Consider the following 17,539-nt stretch of genomic DNA (forward strand, 5'->3'; position numbering starts at 1 on the left):
TCACCCCGAACCTCCCATGAGAATGATCCATGAGGAAGAGGAATCATGACTGACTCTGGCGCATATGGCGCTACTCACCCCGGCGCACGCCCCGGTACTAACCCCGGTCCTGGCACCGGCATGCTCACCCCCGCCCAGTGGTGCGAGCACAATAGCTGGCAGCTGCCCAACGGCGTGCTCTTCTCTGCTGAAGCCGCCGCGAACGATCCCGCGCTGAAGCCTGCCGACTACCGCAGCGCCCTTGACATTGCCGAGATGCTCAACGGTCCCGACGGTAAGAAGCCGACCCCCGAGCAGGTCCGCATGATTGAGGCGGGTCCCGCCCCGACCCTCGTCATTGCCGGTGCTGGCTCGGGTAAGACCGCGACCATGGTTGACCGCGTGATTTGGCTGGTCGATAACGGTTTTGTGCGCCCTGAAGAGGTGCTTGGCGTGACCTTCACCCGCAAGGCGGCAACCGAGCTGCGCAGCCGTATGCGTGCCGGTCTGAACACGCTGCGCCGTAGCCGCCGCGTCGCCCCGAGTGATGAGGAGCTACGCGAGGGCATCGCTGACCCGACCGTGCTCACCTACCACTCTTACGCGAATAACCTCGTCAAGGAGTACGGTCTGCGCCTGGGCGTGGAGCAGGACGCGCAGATGCTTGGCGATGCACAGAAATGGCAGCTTGCCGCGCAGATTGTGCAGTACTGGGAGGGAGAGCTTCCCCTCGATAAGGACGGCGTGCCGGTGTCTGCGGCGACCATGATTAACCAGATGCTGCAGCTTTCTGACGAGTGCGCGGAGCACCTGGTGGAGCCGCAACAGGTTATTGACTTCTGCACCGAGCAGTTGGCGGCGTACGCGGCGGTGCCCGAGCCTCGCCGTGAGACGAAGACTGAGAGGGACATTCAGAAGGTTCAGCGTCTGCTGCGTAACCGCCGAGTGTACGCGCGCATGGCGATGAGCTACGCCCGCGTGAAGGCGCGCATGCAGGTGCTGGATTTTGGTGACCTGATGCGTTTTGCCGCCCGCATTGCGGAGACTGACCCGGCGATTCGCGAGGGTGAGCGTGCCCGTTTCAAGGTGGTTCTGCTGGACGAGTTCCAGGACACTTCGCACGCGCAGATGAGCTTGTTCTCCTCGATTTACGGTGCCGATGAGGCGGCGGGTATTCCGGCGCATCCGGTGATGGCTGTGGGCGACCCGAAGCAGTCGATTTACGGTTTCCGTGGCGCTTCGGACGGCCAGATGTTCAGCTTCTATCGTCATTTCCCGACCGAGCACGCGCAGCCGCTGTTCCTGTCCATTGCGTGGCGTAACGACATTTCGGTGTTGAACGCGGCGAACCACGTGGCGGAGAAGCTGAAGGAAGTACCCGAGTGGGTGCGTGCCGCCGACGGCGATATTACCGCCGCTCAGGTGCCTGACCTGCGCCCGCGCTGCGCCCTGGTGGGGGAGCCCGGTTCGCCCGCCTTCGAGCAGGCTGCCGCGGGCATGGTGGGTCGCGTGGATTTGACCTACCACGACTCTGACCGCGAGGAGGCTGTGGCTATTGCCGAGCGTATTGTAGCGATGCGCGCGCAGGCGGTGCGTGAGTATGAGCGCGCCTACGCGGCGCATCGTTCCGGTGACGGTTCGGTGCGTCCGCGTCTGAAGATGCCTGAGATTGCGGTGTTGGCGCGTGTGCACGGTCAGCTGGACCCGATTCGTGTGGAATGTGAGCGTCTGGGTATTCCGGTGCAGCAGGTGGGTTTGGGCGGTTTGCTTTCCCAACCGGAGGTTGTGGATTTGGTGTCGGCGTTGCGTGTGCTGGCTGATCCGAACCGTTCGGATGCCCTGGCGCGCCTGCTGACGGGTGCACGGTGGCGCCTGGGTGCGGCGGATATGTTGGCGCTGGGTGATTGGGCGCAGTCGCTGGTGCGTGAGCGTGAGCGTGCCCTGCGTGAGCAGATGGCGTTGCGTATGCTCGCGGAGGCTGAAGACGCCGACGACGCTGCTGCTATCAACCTGCAGGCAGAGCACCTGCGTGCCGCCCAGGAACGCCTGGACGAAACTCTCAAGGGTGCGGTGGAGGATTCCTCCGGCTACGCCTCCCTGATTGAGGCGGTGGAGAACCTACCGCAGGACGGCGCGGACGGCGAACCTCTCTACGGTGAGCAGTACCGCGGCCGCCGTTTCTCCCCGGCGGCGCTGGAGCGTCTGCGTGCTTTTGCTGAGCAGATGCGCGTGTTGCGTGCCGGTTTGAGCGAGGATTTGGGCACGCTTCTGTACGAAATTGAGCGGACCATGCTGCTGGATATTGAGCTGGCGGTCCGCCCGGGTACCGACCCGCTGGGTTCACGCGCGAACCTGGACGCTTTTCACGAGGTTGCCGCCGCCTACGGTATGTCGGCGCCGCGTATTAACGCGATGATTTACGCCGGCTCTGACGGCGTGAGCGCGGAGGAGGGCGACCCGGGTGCGCGCCGCTTCCTGCTGTCTTCGGGCGGCGTGAGCTACGTGATGGGCTTCCTCGCGTGGCTTGAACGTGCCGATGACGAGGAGAAGGGCCTGGCGCTGGGCGCTGTGGAACCTGACCCGAACGCGGTGCAGCTGATGACCATGCACGCGGCGAAGGGCCTGGAGTGGGATCATGTGCTTCTGCCGGGCCTGTGCGGTAGCGCGACCGGCGGGCAGACCCCGAACCTGTGGCAGGTGTCGGCTAGCACGGCTCTGCCCTGGCCGCTGCGTGGCGACCGCGAGTACCTTCCGTCGATCCTTGAGACCCCGGAGGAGATTACCGCCTTCGAGAAGGCGAAGGACCTGGAAGACTACCTGGCCGAGCATAAGGATGATGCCGCCGAGCATGCCGGCATGGAGGACCGCCGCCTCATGTACGTGGCGATGACCCGTGCCCGCAACCTGTTGGCGTTGAGCGCCTACCGCTGGAAGAGCGCCGCTATGCTCCCCCTGCCGGTGCAGCCCTTCTGGGAGGAGCTGATGGAGATGCTTTTCAAGTCGCTCTTCGACATGGGCACCCCCACGGTAGACGCGCCCTCTGTGCGTTTCGAAGAGACGATGGATACCCCCTGGGCGGCGCCGCAGCTGGTGGGTATGGGCCTGTCGTACACGATGCCGAACCCCGCCGATAAGCGCAAGAAGGTGCACCTGAACCATGTGCGCCGCTGGGCTGAGCAGCTGGCTGAGTCGAAGTACCGTCTGGTGGAGCCGGTGACCCTGGTGCACGGTACGGTCGTGGATCCCTCGAACCTGTCGCCTGCCCCCGATGAGGCGGCACTGCTGGAGGCTCTGGAACTCTACCCCGTAGACGCCGACGAGCTCACCCCCGCACAGGCGGAGGCGAGCGCGAACGCTCGGGCAACCTACGCCGAGCAGGTGCAACGCTACGCATGGGCGCTGGTTGAGGCCATGGCTCCCGCCCTCGCGCAGGATTGGCAGCTGGCGGCTCCTTCCGCACGAGCACGCACCGTGGCGGAGAACTGTACCCGCCTGAACCTGCCGGTGCCCGAATGGATTATCGCAGCCACCGAGCGGGAGAAATGGCGTGAGGCGCAACCGCCTCAGCCCGGTTTCTCGCCCACGGTGGCGGCGGCGCTGCCGATTGAGGTGCGCGGCCAGTTCGCCCAGAAGAACTACGAGGACAGGAACCCGAACCTGGGTGCGGTGCTGACCGCCATGTGGCCTTTTGACCCGCTGGAGCGCCCCGTGATTTGGCGTTGGGCTTCTGACGATGCCCTCAACCGGGGCACGGAGGCGGTGCTTCGCCGCGGCCAGCATGAGCAGCTGGAACGTGAGATTGCGATTAACTCCTCGAGCCGTCGCGAGGCGGTGGAGCGTGCCGCCCTGGCGGTGGAGCTCGCTGTCGGCGCGGGGGAGGATGACCTGCACCAGAGCGGGGATGTAGCGGGGGAGAGCGCAAACCACCCTGCACCCGCCGTACTCGCTGTACACGGCGAGTCCGCCATTCCCGAATCCCTGCGCCAGCAGGCGGTGGACTGGGAACGCGAAGCCGACCTGCTACTGCTCATGATGGGCCAGACCGACCCGGTGCTGACCGATCAGCTGCCCGGACACCTGTCCGCGTCCACGTTCATTCGCCTGAGCGAGGACCCACAGGGCACGGTGCATCAGCTGATGCGCCCGGTGCCTCAGCGTCCCTCGCGTGCGGCAACGATTGGTACTGCGGTGCACGCGCTAATTGAGGAGCACTTCGGGGTGGCGCCGAGCGCCGACCCGCTGGAGGCACCCGACGCGGAGGACACGGTGGGCGTTGACCTGCCTGGTTCCGCTGCCGCCTCCGCCCCGCCTGCTGATTCTGTAGATCCGGCTGACCTGCAGGAACAAGGCGAGTTCACCTTCGAGGATGATTTCGAGGAGTCCGAGAGCGAACTGGACGCCTCCGTTCAGCGCCTCTGGGAGCGCTTCGCCACCAGCGAGTGGGGCAGCGATGAGTGGAAGGAGCGCATCTGGGCGGTCGAGTACCCGGTCGAAACCCACATCGAGGGTGTAAGCCTGCGCGGCCGTATCGACGCGGTGTTCCGTACCGAGGACGAGGACGGCGAACGCTGGGTGCTGGTGGACTGGAAGAGCGGTTCCCGCCCGAAGATGGCGACCATGCAGTCTCGACGTTTCCAGCTTGGCCTGTACCGTATCGCGTTCTCCCGCATCATGGGCGTGGACCCGGAGCGTATCAGCACCGTGTTCGTGTACCTGGGCGGCAAGGGCGTTGCGGAGGTGTGGGATCACCAGATTCGCGGCGGCCTGCCCACGGAGGCGCAGCTGGCGAAGGTGATTCGTGAGGCGCGTAAGGGCTAAGCAACAAGGCTAAGCGGCAAGGCTAGGCGGCGGAGACATGCGCTCGCGCGTTAGCTTGAGCTATTAACCGCATATAGAAAAGCAGCTCACGGAGGCATTACGTCTCGTGAGCTGCTTTTCTGTGTGGACTTTTCGTGTTAACGGCAGAGGACGCCTCGTTACCCCACTGCATTAGGGTAAGAGGCGTCCTCAGCCGCTGAAGAACTATAGAGGTACTTCGTGCCCTCGCACGCTCCGGGAAAGAATCGCGCCGAACGACTGCCGCTCTCGCGACCTCACTCGCGCCGCCGGCGCCCCGTGGGGTTTGCGTGCGTCTTTACTCTCAAACACAACCTCGAAAGTAACTCTATAGATTTCTGCCATCGGTGATTGGTTGCGCGGTGCATGAATCCGGCTCGGGTCTGACATGACCGGTCAGGGTCCCGTCCAATCTGTCTCCCCAATTTATCGCTGCCACGATATCAGCGCTGGTCAGTGCGCTATGGGGAGTGTGTCCGCTGGTATTCTCGCGGCACAGCAAAAGTATTCCAGGAGTTTTTGAAAAAATCTACGGGCAAAGTTTTTACCCTAAAATGCACTATTTTGAGCATAGTTCAAGGTGAAGTTGAGGCTCTGTGGACTCTCAAAACCAAAAGTTGGTTTTTGTGGGTTTGTGGTGTAATTGCACCAGGGAAATATTGTGAATGGCACCTTTAGCGCACCTTCAAGTCTCAGCCTTAATCTGAGTCATTCATGCACAAAAATGCAAAACCGGTGCTCAAAAGGTGAGGGGAAACACTTAAAGAAATTTTGATAAAAAGCCGTCAAAAGCCCCTCCACTAGCCCTTATAAGCATCATTCCGCCGGTTTGACAGACACTCAGTAGAGCTGATTTCGCCGGGCGCGAGCCAGTGGATATAAAACCCAGCGGATACAGTTCAGCCCCGCAGCGCAGTACTGCGGGGCTGAACTGAAAATCTAGCTGAACCGAAAACCTATGCGGTAAGTAGCAACCTAACAGCTACCCGACCCAATACCTACTCGGTGGGGCCGACTAGCGGGCCGACCTCCTCCTGTCCGAGCAGTTCGCCGGAGGCACGCAGGTCGTCCTGAATGTCCAGGAGCATGGACACTGCGTGGGTTGCGCCGTCGCGGTCACCAACCTCCACGGTGTGAGTGAGCCACTGGGCGATTGCGAACTCCGCGTAGAAGTTCGCGCGTTGCGCCAGGTAGGCGTCGGGCAGCTGAGGCATCTGCTGGCGGTACACCTCGATTGCCTCGTCGGTGAAGTCGATGTCCTGGCAGGAGTACAGCCAAGCGAAGTCCTGCGCGGGGTCGCCCACGTGCACATCGGACCAGCCGGTGACCTCCACGATGCGCGCCTCCGTAGGAGTCACGTGCAGTACGAGGTTCTCTGTGCCCATGTCGCCGTGGACCACGCGGGGGCGGAACTGCCACATGGGTCCGGGGGAAAGCACGGTACGCCAGTGCGCGAGCAGGTCGGCGGGCACCTTGCCGGTTGCGGCGGCACGCTCGAGCTCGGCGTTCTTGCGCAGGCGAATCTGCTCCGAAGAGTAGGAGGGCAGGTCGGCTTCGTAAATGATGTCTTCGGGCATCACGTGCAGGGTCGCGATGTCCTTGGCGATGATGGATGCCAGGGAGGGGCGGTTCGCCGCAACTTCGCGGCGGCTCAGCTTGGCGAGCTGGTCTACGTCGTAGATGGTGCCGGGGATATGCGTGTACACGAACACGTTGCCGCCAGCGTACGGTACGGTGCCGGCGACGGTGGGCACGGCGAAGGGCAGTCGGGCACGCAGGCCGGGGCTGAACGACTGCAGGATGAGGTGTTCAGCTTCGAGGCGCATGCTGGCGTCGGGGCGGCGCGGGGCGCAGACTCGCCAGCGGCGACCGGTGGAGTCGGCGATGATTGCCGAGTCGAAGTCGTCGCTGTCTTCGCGGACCGGTTCGGCGCCGACGGGGTAGATCCCGGGCACTCCGGCGGAGACAATGGCTGCTAGCTGAAGGGGAGATAAAGTCACGGGTTAAGGTTACCAAACCAATGTGTGCCGTTTAGTAGTTTTTGGGATCTTTATGCCAAGTGGTGAAGATACTTGTGGACAAGCCTAAATGCACTCGGTGGCGGTTGTCTGCGTCCGGCTCCCGGTGGTTCCGCTATCTGCCTGTCGCCTCACGCCCTGAATGAAAGAAACAACAGCTAAGAGGTCGTGGTGAGGTCTGGGAGAATACAATGGAAGACCGGCTATCACCGCCTCGCGCGCCCGCACGTCCGTATGTTCACGTGCTAGCGCGAGCGCCTGCCACCTGCCCGTACCGCCCGCCTTACTGATGGAGCATTATGACCGCCACACCTCAGCAGCCTCAGCATATGATCTCCGCAGACGATATTCTTGCCGGGCTTGACCCGGATCAGCGTGCGGTCGCTACCGAGCTGGACGGCCCCATGCGCGTGCTGGCGGGTGCGGGTACCGGTAAGACTCGCGCGATTACGCACCGCATCGCCTACGGTATTGCGATTGGCCGCTACCAGGGCCCGCGCGTACTCGCCCTGACTTTTACCTTGCGTGCTGCGGAGGAGATGCGCACCCGCCTGCACCAGCTGGGTGCGCACGGCGTGCAGGCGCGTACCTTCCACTCGGCGGCGCTGCGTCAGCTGGCGTATTTCTGGCCGCAGGTGGTGGGCGGTACGTTCCCGTCCATCGTGCAGAATAAGGCAACGCTCATTACGGAGGCGGCGAACCGTCTGCGCATCAGCACGGACCGTTCCCTGCTGCGTGATTTGGCGTCGCTGATTGAGTGGGCGAAAGTCCAGCTGCTCACCCCGGACACCATCATGCAGCGCCTGAGCGAGAAGCAGCTGCCCTCGGCGATTACCCCGCAGAATATGCAACGTATTTTCCAGGCGTACGAGGATTTGAAGGATGAGCGTAACCTCATCGACTTTGAGGACGTTCTACTGCTGACCATTGCCATGCTGGAGGAGAACGAGAAGCTCGCCGCGACCGTCCGCAACCAGTACCGCCACTTTGTGGTGGACGAGTACCAGGACGTCTCCCCGCTACAGCAGCGCCTGCTGGATGTATGGCTGGGCGGCCGCAACGATATTTGCGTGGTGGGCGATGCCTCCCAGACGATTTACTCTTTCACCGGTGCAACCAGCCGTTACCTGCTGGATTTTCCGCGCCGGTACCGTGGCGCGCACACGGTGAAGCTGACCCGCGACTACCGCTCCCATTCGCAGGTGGTGGAGTTGGCGAACCGTTTGTTGGCGGCGCGTCGCCCGCACCCCGATTCGAGCCCTCATTCGTGGGCGCCGCCGCTGGAGCTGATGTCTCAGCGCGGCCCCGGCGTGGACGTGGAGTGGTTCGGCTACGCGGATGATGAACAGGAGGCGGCCGGTATTGCCGAGGATATCCGCGACCTGATTGAGAAGGACGGTGTGCCGCCTGCGGAGATTGCGGTGCTCTTCCGCACGAACGCGCAATCGGCGGCGATTGAGTCGGCGCTGGCTACCGCCCATATTCCGTACCAGTTGCGCGGCGCGGAGCGTTTCTTTGAACGCCCCGAGGTCAAGCAGGCGATGCTTGCCCTGCGCGGTTCGGCGAAGTCCACGGACGGTACCGAGGACGTCACCCGCTACACCCGCGATGTGCTCGGCGGCCTCGGGTATAAGGAGGAAGGCCCCCTTTCGGGAGGCGCCACCCGCCAGAAGTGGGAGTCCCTCGCCGCCCTGGTGCACATGGTGGACATGATGGCGCAGAACCGTGAAGAGCAGCTTCAGGAGCACCGCGCGAACCCGCGTCCGGGCGTGCCCGAGCCGCTGCCGCTGACCATGCACGAGGTCGTGGCGACCCTGAACCACCGCAGCGAATTCAATGACGCACCGCAGGTCAACGGCGTCACCCTCGCCTCCCTGCACGCGGCTAAGGGCCTGGAGTGGGACGCCGTGTTCCTGTGCGGCCTGAACGAGGGCCTCATGCCCATCACTTTTGCGACCACCCCGGACGAGGTGGATGAGGAGCGCCGCCTGCTGTACGTGGGCATTACGCGCGCCCGCAAGTACCTGTGGCTGACCTGGACGATGACCCGCACCGTGGGCGGTCGCGGTCAGCGTAAGCGTTCGCGTTTCTTGGACGATATTGATCCGGCGAAGCGCCGCCGCAGGGCTGAGAGCGCCGGCTCCTCGTATAGCCAGGCACGCTCAACACAGGCTCGCTCGGCGCAGGATCGTTCGGCTCAGCCTCGTTCGACTCAGCCCCGTGCCGCACAGCCCCGCCGTTCGTCGAAGGGAAGAGGAGATTATGGCTCAGCGTTTTAAGCGTGAGATTCTGCCCGCCACCGAGGACCGCCCGCAGATTGAGCTGGTCCGCTCGGCGCGCCGCACCCGCACCATCAGCATGCAGCGTGACGGTGTGGATGAGCACGGCAACCCCGCCTACCGCCTGCTCATTCCCGCCGCGAGTACGAGCGAAGAGATTGACGAGCATATTGCCCGCCTGCTGCCGCGCATTCAGCGTCGTGCCGCGCGCCGTGAGCGTGCCACGCAGCTGACGGTCACGGACGAGTACCTGCGTTCCCGCGCTCTGCACCTGGCGCAGAAGAACCTGCCGGAGCTGGTTGCCTCGGGCAGGCTCGAGAAGCTGTCGATTCGCTGGGTGAGCAACCAGCGTCAGCGCTGGGGCTCGGCAACCTACGCGAACACACAGATCCGCATCTCCTCGGAGCTGCAGGGCGTGCCCGAGTACGTGCTGGATTCGGTGATTCACCACGAGCTCTGCCACCTGCAGCAGCCGAATCATTCGGCGGCGTTCCGTGCCCTGGAGGCGCGTTACCCGCAGCTGCTGCGGGCGCAGGCCTACCTGGAGGGGTACGCGCTGGGGCGCTCGCGGGCTGAGGGCGAACGGGGCGAGCACGGCGAAAACAGCGCCGGCTAAAAATCTCTCCGGCTAAAATCCAGCTGGCTAAAGCGCTTCCCGAAAATCAAAGAAGCAAAAACCAAACGAAACACTCGAGCGGGGGTAGCTTGTGAATACACAAGCCACCCCCGCTCGAGGTGTCAGCTATTTACTTTTGCCGCTCAGCGTTACTTCGCTCAGCTTTACTTTGCTCAGCTTTACTTCTCTTCGGGCGCGTCGCCGAAGCCGCCGTCCAGCAGCTTCTGCAGCTCCGAGTCGAAGTCCACGTCGTCCAGGCTGATTTCGTTCATGCGCGCATCGTATGCGGTGAAGTCTTCCAGCTCGGCGGGGGTGGGCAGGGTCTCCGGGGTGTCCCAGAGGCCGTCGCGTGCCTCAATGCCGTGGGCGTTTTCGTACCAGCGCCAGAACTGCTGTGCTTCACGCACCAGGCGCGGGCGCAGTTCCAAGCCGACCAGGTTCTCGAAGACCTGCTCGCTGGGGCCGCCGTCGATGCGGCGGCGCGCCATGATTTCGGTCAGCTGCGGTGCCTTGGGCAGGTTGCGGGTCGCGTCCTCGGTTACGACGGATACCCAGCCTTCGATGAGGGCGAGCAGACCCTCCAGACGCTGTACCGCCAGTTCCTGGTCTTCGGTGCGCTGGGGGCTGAACATGCCGCCTTCGAATGCTTCCTGCACGGCGTCGGGGTTGCTCATGTCCACCTGGGATGCGGCGTCCTGCATACGGTTCATGTCCACGCGGATGCCGCGGGCGTAGCGCGCCACGAGCTGGACCAGGTCTTCGCGCAGCCAGGGGTTTGCCTTGTGCAGGCGGATCAGCGCGGATTCACGCACGGCAAGGTAGAGCAGGACCTCCTGCGGGGGAACCTCGATACTGTCGGCGAGCTGCTGGTAGCCGTTGGGCAACAGCGCGGAGGAGCCGGGTGCGAGGGGGAAGCCCACGTCGGTGGATGAGTACACTTCACCGGCGAGCTGCGCGAGCGCCTGAGCCATCTGCGCACCAAAAATTACGGAACCAATGTTGTTCAAGAAGCCGCTGTTAAGGATCTGAGAGATCTCTTCGGGCACGTCTTCGGGTGCGCCGGGCATGACCATGGACTGGGTGACTTCGGCTGCGACCGGCTCGACCATTTCGCGCCAGGAATCGAAGGAATGCTCCACCCATTCCGCCTTGGACCACGCCTGCACCGGATAGTTGTGGCGCTCAACGGTGGTCACCGCGTCCAGCCAGAGGTCGGCGAGGTTCGCCGCGTCTTCTACGGCGCGCTTGAGGTTTTCGGGTACGGAGGGGTCTTCACCCATGGATGCGAGCATCTGGCGGGTCTGGTTCTTCACGTTATCCCAGTTCACGCCGCTGGGGCTGTCGGATGCGCCCGCGCCGGAGAACATTGCCTGTACCTGCGCGAACATGCTCTGCATCATGGCGGGGTCGAAGCCCATGCCCATGTTCTTCAGGTCTTCGGGGTCGATGCTGATGCCGAAGGGGTTCTGACCGCCTTCGCCGAAGAGCGCGCCGAAGGGGTTCTGTGCGTTGGAGGAGGTGCCCTTGCCGCCCTGGCCGGTTGCCCCTGCGGAGGGGTCGAAGCCCTGCTCCTGCATCTTCTTAATGAATTCTTCGAGGGGGTCGCGCTCGTTGGAGGCGCCGCCGGTGGGGTTCTCAGACATGTGAAGCCTTTCGTAATCCGGGGGTGGGCGTAGCTGGCCCGCTCGCTGTCCAGCCTACCGATTTTTGCTGAGAATTTCCCGCGCCACCGCTGTGGATGCGGCTTAATCAGCTGAGGGCTCACAAGCTTGTCTCTGTCGCCGGGGTTTGGGAGCTTTTTCGTGCCGCTGTCACCGTCGGGTGCTGACACAGCGCAGCGCGGGTCAGAGCGTGAACGCCTCCTGGTTGCTCTATTTTTAGCGGGGCGACGGTGCCCGCGCGCGTGTTGAAAAGCAGGTTTATCCGGTACTGTAGAAACCATGACTAAGTCCACCCCCGATGCTGAGCAGCAGCCGAACGCCGCCTCCGCGAGCGTGAAGAGTAATGAGAAGGCGGCTAAGCGCCGTTCGCGTTTTGCGCCGCGCCGCGTGAACTTGCGTTCGGTGAGTGCTGTGGCGACGTGCGCCCTGCTGGCTGGTGCTTTTGTTCTGCCCAGTTCCTATGTGAAGGAGGGACCCGGCCCGCTCTTTGACGTGCTCGGAACCTATCAGGAGAAGGACGTCATTGAGGTCTCGGGTGCGCCGAGCTATAAGACGTTCGGCAAGATGAACATGACCACGGTGTCGGTTTCGGGTGGCCCGTACACGGAGCTGTCCGGTGCGGAGGCGTTCTACGGCTGGTTGGCGTTTGACGGTAACCGCAGCCTCGTGGTGCCGACCGATGCCCTGTACCCGCATGTGAGCCACGAGCAGGCGACGGCGGCGACCGGCGCGCAGATGGCTGATTCGCAGACTCAGGCGAAGGTCGCGGCGATGCGCCAGCTGAAGATGGCGGTGACCGAGAAGGTTCAGGTGCTTTCCACGGTGGAGGGTTCCCCGGCGGCAAGCGCGCTGAAGGCTGATGACCGCATCGTGAAGGTGGGGGAGAAGCAGATTGAGACTCTCACCGATGTTCCGAAGGCGGTGAACGCTTCGAACGGCTCGCCGATTGATGTGACCGTGGAACGTGACGGCAAGCAGCAGACCTTTAAGCTGACCCCGGTTCGTTCCAGCGACAATAGCCGCTGGATTCTGGGCGCGGGTTTGAAGCAGAGCTATGACCTGCCGGCGCACGTGCAGTACAACCTGGACGGTGTGGGCGGCCCGAGCGCCGGTCTGATGCTGGCGCTGGGTACGGTGGATAAGCTGAGCGAGGGTACCCTACTCGCCGATGAGGACGCTGGAGGCGATCCGTACCGCAGCTACATTTCGGGTACCGGCACGATTGATGCGAATGGTAAGGTCGGCGCGATTGGCGGTATTAAGTACAAGATTCTTGCGACGGGCCGTTACGGTGCGCGCTACTTCTTGGCACCGAAGGAGAACTGCGATTCGATTGTGAAGATGCAGGCGCAGGACCCCGACCTGTTCAACTACTATCACGCCGGTCAGGTGCGCGGCACGATGGTGGTTGTGCCGGTGTCGACCCTGGATGAGGCGGTGAAGACGGTCGAGGCAATTAAGTCTGGCACCCCGGATGATTCCCTGCCCCGCTGCGGTTCCTAATCGCGTGGTTCCTAATCGTGCGCTCCCAGACCCCTATCTAACGTAGAAGTCAGCCCCGGTATTTTACGGTACCGGGGCTGTTCTGCGCCCTCCTTACCTCTTTTATCTGCCGTATTTCGCCCCGAGCTTCTACGAGGTTCTGCCCTTCTGCTTGACCTCTGAGATACTTAAAGGCAGTTATTTTCTCTGAACGTATGATGAGCGAGGAATTGTGTCTGAGTCGACCAATAACACCGCGCATCCCAAGCCGACGAAGCCTGCCCCCAAGCGCCGTAGCCCCCTGAAGGCAACGATTGCTGTGGTGGCGGTGCTTATTGCTGCTTTTGTGGGTGCGTCCCAGGTGTACACGGACTGGCTGTGGTTTGATCAGCTGGGTTATAGCACCGTGTTCACTACCCAGATTTTGTTGAAGGCAGCCGTGTTTGTGGTGGCTGCCGTGGTGATTGCTGTGCCGCTGTGGGCTTCGATGTCCTACGCGGTCCGTCATGCTGATGTAGTGCCGGCGTCCGAGAAGGAGCCGCAGGAGGCGCCGAACCCGAATCAGAGCGTACCGACCAGCGGCACGGATGCTGCCGAGCAGATGCTTCGTGACGTATTTGGTCAGCAGCGTGCTGAGGAGAGCATGCGCCGCTACCACGAGAGCGTGGATAAGGCGCGTAAGGTTCTGCTGATTGCGGTTCCGCTACTGCTGGGCCTGTTCATTGCTTCGGCGACGATGACTCAGTGGAGCACCGTCGCGCTGTTCTTCAACCAGCAGTCCTTCGGTAAGACTGACCCCGAGTTCGGTCTGGATTACGGGTTCTTCCTGTTTGCGTTGCCGTTCTTCCGCATGGTGGTGACTCTGGTGACCTCCGCTGTGGTGCTGTCGGCGCTCGCGGGTCTGTTCATGCACTACTTCTACGGCGGTATTAAGGTTCAGCCCGGTGGTGTGAGTACCACGTCGGCATTCCGCCGTCACGCTGCGATTGTGGTGGCTGTGTTTTTGCTGACTCGTGCGGTGAGCTTCTGGCTGGATCGTTATTCCTCGACTCAGCAGCAGGTGGGCCGCTGGGCTGGCGCAATGTACACGGATGTGAACTCGTCGATCCCGGTGAACGCTATTTTGGCGATTTCTGCTTTGCTGGTGGCGATCATGTTTGTGGTGGCGGCTTCGATAAATCGTTGGCGTCTGCCGCTGATTAGCACCGCGATGCTGGTGATTGTTGCCGTGGTTGCTGGCGGCCTGTACCCGTGGATTGTTCAGCGTTTCCAGGTGGTTCCGAATGAGCAGGGTGCTCAGTCGAAGTTTATTCAGCGCAATATTGATGCGACCCGTTACGCGTACGGTCTGGACAAGATTGAGACCACTCCGTATGACGCGACGATTGATACCCGTGCCGGTGCGTTGAGCTCTTCGAGCGCGACCATTGCGAATATCCGTCTGTTGGATCCGAATGTTGTGTCCTCGGCGTTTGCTCAGATGCAGCAGTTCCGCCCGTACTACCGTTTTGATTCGCAGCTGTCGGTGGACCGCTATTCGGTGGGTAACACCACGCAGGATACGGTGCTGGCGGCTCGTGAGCTGAACCCGGCGCAGACCAGCGGCGATTCTTGGTATAACCGCCACGTGGTGTACACCCACGGTTACGGTGTGATTGCCGCCTATGGTAACCAGGTGGATTCTGCGGGTAACCCGAAGTTCTTGCAGTCCGGTATTAAGGCGACCGGTACCCTGAGCGAGGATTACGAGCCGCGTATTTACTTCGGCACGAGCTCGCCGGAGTATTCGATTGTGGGCGGTAAGGGTGACACCCTGGAGCTGGACCGTCCGCTTTCTGCTGACGAAACCAACGCCTCCGATGCGAAGTACACCTTCACCGGTTACGGTGGTCCTCGCGTTGATTCGCTGCTGGCTCGCCTGTCCTACGCGATTAAGTTCCAGTCCTCTGACATTCTGCTGTCGGATGCGGTGCGTGAGGGCTCGCAGATTCTGTACGAACGTAACCCGCTGGATCGTGTGCGTAAGGTGGCGCCGTACCTGAGCGTGGATTCTAAGCCGTACCCGGCGATTGTGAATAATCGCGTGCAGTGGATTGTGGATGCTTACACCACGAGCGATCAGTTCCCCTACGCGCAGGGTAGCTCCCAGGATGCGGCAACCGCTGCGGGTGCTCAGCGTTCTAACTCGGTGAACTACATCCGTAACTCGGTGAAGGCTACCGTGGACGCGTACGACGGTTCGGTGACCCTGTACGCGTGGGATGAGGAGGATCCGGTGCTGAAGGCGTGGCAGGGCGTTTTCCCTGGCACGGTGAAGAGCTACCGTGAGATGAACGCTTCGCTGATGAGCCACGTGCGTTACCCGACTGACATGTTCAATATTCAGCGCACCATGCTGAATAAGTACCACGTGACGAACGCGAATAGCTTCTACGCCGGTGACGATGTCTGGTCGATTCCGAATGACCCGACCAATGATCGTAACCAGCCGATTTCGCCCTACTACCTGTCCCTGCAGATGCCCGGCGATTCTCGTGCGCACTTCTCGTTGACGACCACATTCATTCCGCAGCAGAGCGATTCGAACTCTCGTAACGTGATGTACGGCTTCCTGGCGGCTAACGGCGATGCCGGTACCGGTAAGGATGGCGAGCGTAGCCCCGATTACGGCAAGCTACGTCTGCTGGAGTTGCCGCGTTCTTCGGTGGTTCCCGGCCCTGGTCAGGCTCAGAACATTTTCAACTCTGATGCTGAGGTGTCGAACCAGCTGAACCTGCTGCGCCGCGGCTCTTCCGAGGTGATTAACGGCAATATGCTGACTCTGCCGGTGGGCGGCGGCATGCTGTACGTTCAGCCGGTGTACGTGCAGTCGAGCGGTGACGCTAAGTACCCGCGTCTGCAGCGTGTGCTGGTGAGCTTCGGCGATAAGGTCGGCTTCGCTCCGACTCTGGAGGAGGCGCTGAACCAGGTGTTCGGTGGCTCTTCGGGTGCTAAGTTGGACGGCTCGGCTACGGCTTCGCCGGCTCCTTCGGCGTCTGCCTCCGGCTCGTCTAGCTCTTCGACCGGCGGCTCGTCGGCTTCGCAGTCTTCGGAACTGAAGCAGGCTCTGACGGATGCCTCGAAGGCAATGACCGATGCTGATGCGGCAATGAAGAAGGGCGACTGGGCCGCCTATGGTGAGGCTCAGAAGCGCCTGGAAGCTGCCGTAAAGAAGGCGCTGGAGGCTGAGGAGGCGCAGAGTAAGGGCTCGGCAACCCCGAGTGCTTCTGCAGCTCCGAGCGCAGCGGCTAGCTCTTCTGCGAGTGCCCCCGCAAGCGCGAAGCCTAGCGCCTCGGCTTCTCGCTAATCCTAAGAAGGCTAAGCAGCACGAGGCAGCGGGGGAGTAGCGCATACCGGTCGTTCGGGTTTCCGGGTCTAGCGTCCTCGCTCTAGACCCGGAAACTAGCACAGGCGCTCGCAGGGCGTGGCTCCTGCTGTCTGCGGTATTGGCTACCTCCCTCCGGCTGTTTCAGATGGAACGGGGTGGAAGCATTAGGCTTCCGCCCCGTTCTTGCGCGTTCTGCCCCCTGATGCTTTCTAACTCCGACACCTTCTAAAGCCCGGCGGCTTCTAAGCCTCGAGTCCGGCCCCGCAACCCCTGTTTTTGTGTGCTTGGTTACAAAGTGTGCTTTTGGCTTGCGCGCCCGGTTTCGGGTCTGTATAGTTATATGAGTCGCCGCGGGGTGGAGCAGTTCGGTAGCTCGCCGGGCTCATAACCCGGAGGTCGCAGGTTCAAATCCTGTCCCCGCAACCAGAAAAACCCGGTATCTCAACGAAAAGTCGCTGAGATACCGGGTTTTGTTTTGCCCTGACGAGACCGAATCCCTATGTTATTCCCTACCTTTCAGCCAAACTCAGGCCCGTCGTCGAGGTGGGGGGAGGGGGGACTATCACCCAACATCGAGGACTATCATCCAACGCCCCTTCGGGGCGTATGACTATCTTCGCTCGTGCATGATCTCGTGGGAGGGAGGTTGCAGAGGAGGATTTTCACCGCCTAATCGGCGTTGATACCGGCTGTTTACCGCCTGAAAATGCAAAAGCGGTATAGCATTTTCCCTCGTATCTCAACCGAATCCCAACCCTTTACCGCCTTCACCGCCTAAAACCGAAAACTTTTATATATACACACGCATATGTAGGAAGATGAACACTCGCGTGTACACTTTTTAGAAATTAGGCGGTAGAGGCGGCAACACACCATGTTTTGACTGATATACCAACGTTTTCGATATACCGCTTAGCCTCAAACAGGCGGTAACTAAGCGGTTTGAAAGAGTAGCGTCCCGCATAGTGGTGTAACCGTGTGGTGATCGGCCCGTTGCTTGTGATGGGTGCGGTCACCGTGTGATCCTTCGAGAAAGCTCTTCTACTTCTGACTCGAAATGATTTGGAGGCACAACGATGACCGCTCCTCATATTATCGACCCTGCTGGCATGCTTGGCGAGGCGTTGTCCCAGGCATCCCCAGATTTGATGCGTTCCTTGCTCCAGCACGTCATTAACGCGTTGCTATCAGCGGACGCTGATGCGGTGTGCGGGGCCCAGTGGGGTCAACAAGATCCGCAGCGTCACACCAGGCGCAACGGGTATCGCTACCGGCCCCTGGACACCAGGGTCGGCACCATT

At 61.8% G+C, this 17,539-nt stretch carries 8 protein-coding genes and 1 tRNA gene; 7 read left to right on the forward strand and 2 right to left on the reverse strand.

The genetic code is table 11. The features are described from left to right. Positions 1-45: 45 nt before the first annotated feature. A complete protein-coding gene (locus HMPREF2894_RS00955; protein WP_070677450.1) occupies positions 46-4,797 on the forward strand; it encodes an ATP-dependent DNA helicase in 4,752 nt (1,583 codons plus the stop codon). 1,016 nt (positions 4,798-5,813) lie between these two features. On the opposite strand, the gene HMPREF2894_RS00960 is transcribed toward HMPREF2894_RS00955, so the two are convergent. After that, the gene (locus HMPREF2894_RS00960) at positions 5,814-6,770 is read right to left on the reverse strand and encodes a phosphotransferase (RefSeq protein ID WP_246826993.1); all 957 of its coding nucleotides are present in this window, start codon (positions 6,768-6,770) and stop codon (positions 5,814-5,816) included. Positions 6,771-7,132: 362 nt separating this feature from the next. On the opposite strand from HMPREF2894_RS00960, the gene HMPREF2894_RS00965 reads away from it, so the two are divergent. Continuing rightward, entirely contained in the window at positions 7,133-9,112 is a 1,980-nt protein-coding gene (locus HMPREF2894_RS00965; protein WP_070677454.1) for an ATP-dependent helicase, read from the forward strand. Further along, positions 9,096-9,728, forward strand: coding sequence for a M48 metallopeptidase family protein (locus HMPREF2894_RS00970; protein ID WP_049341880.1), 633 nt, complete (start codon positions 9,096-9,098; stop codon positions 9,726-9,728). Before HMPREF2894_RS00965 ends, HMPREF2894_RS00970 begins: the two co-directional genes overlap by 17 nt. A 179-nt stretch (positions 9,729-9,907) precedes the next feature. On the opposite strand, the gene HMPREF2894_RS00975 is transcribed toward HMPREF2894_RS00970, so the two are convergent. Beyond that, positions 9,908-11,371 (reverse strand): zinc-dependent metalloprotease, encoded by a 1,464-nt coding sequence (locus HMPREF2894_RS00975; protein ID WP_070677455.1) that lies wholly within the window; start codon positions 11,369-11,371, stop codon positions 9,908-9,910. A gap of 297 nt (positions 11,372-11,668) precedes the next feature. Here HMPREF2894_RS00975 and HMPREF2894_RS00980 point away from each other — a divergent pair, with 297 nt between their 5' ends. From HMPREF2894_RS00980 to HMPREF2894_RS00995, 4 genes are all read left to right on the forward strand, one after another. Further along, positions 11,669-12,892, forward strand: coding sequence for a YlbL family protein (locus HMPREF2894_RS00980; RefSeq protein WP_070677458.1), 1,224 nt, complete (start codon positions 11,669-11,671; stop codon positions 12,890-12,892). A 211-nt stretch (positions 12,893-13,103) separates the two neighbouring features. Continuing rightward, positions 13,104-16,217 carry a UPF0182 family membrane protein gene (locus tag HMPREF2894_RS00985; RefSeq protein WP_070677459.1) on the forward strand — a complete coding sequence of 1,038 codons (3,114 nt, stop codon included), beginning with the start codon at positions 13,104-13,106 and terminating at the stop codon, positions 16,215-16,217. A gap of 370 nt (positions 16,218-16,587) precedes the next feature. Continuing rightward, positions 16,588-16,664 (forward strand) — tRNA-Met (locus HMPREF2894_RS00990). Between the two features lie 650 nt (positions 16,665-17,314). After that, positions 17,315-17,539, forward strand: a 225-nt coding sequence (locus tag HMPREF2894_RS00995; RefSeq protein WP_210399392.1) for a transposase, incomplete at its 3' end; no start/stop codon positions are given.

It is taken from the genome of Rothia sp. HMSC066G02 (assembly GCF_001813145.1).
Taxonomy (GTDB): Bacteria; Actinomycetota; Actinomycetes; order Actinomycetales; family Micrococcaceae; genus Rothia.

Excerpts from the sequence above, each read along its gene's own strand:
- HMPREF2894_RS00965 (WP_070677454.1), top strand. The coding sequence starts at position 7,133 with ATGACCGCCACACCTCAGCAGCCTCAGCATATGATCTCCGCAGACGAT.
- HMPREF2894_RS00955 (WP_070677450.1), top strand. The coding sequence starts at position 46 with ATGACTGACTCTGGCGCATATGGCGCTACTCACCCCGGCGCACGCCCC.
- HMPREF2894_RS00975 (WP_070677455.1), bottom strand. The coding sequence starts at position 11,371 with ATGTCTGAGAACCCCACCGGCGGCGCCTCCAACGAGCGCGACCCCCTC.
- HMPREF2894_RS00970 (WP_049341880.1), top strand. The coding sequence starts at position 9,096 with ATGGCTCAGCGTTTTAAGCGTGAGATTCTGCCCGCCACCGAGGACCGC.
- HMPREF2894_RS00980 (WP_070677458.1), top strand. The coding sequence starts at position 11,669 with ATGACTAAGTCCACCCCCGATGCTGAGCAGCAGCCGAACGCCGCCTCC.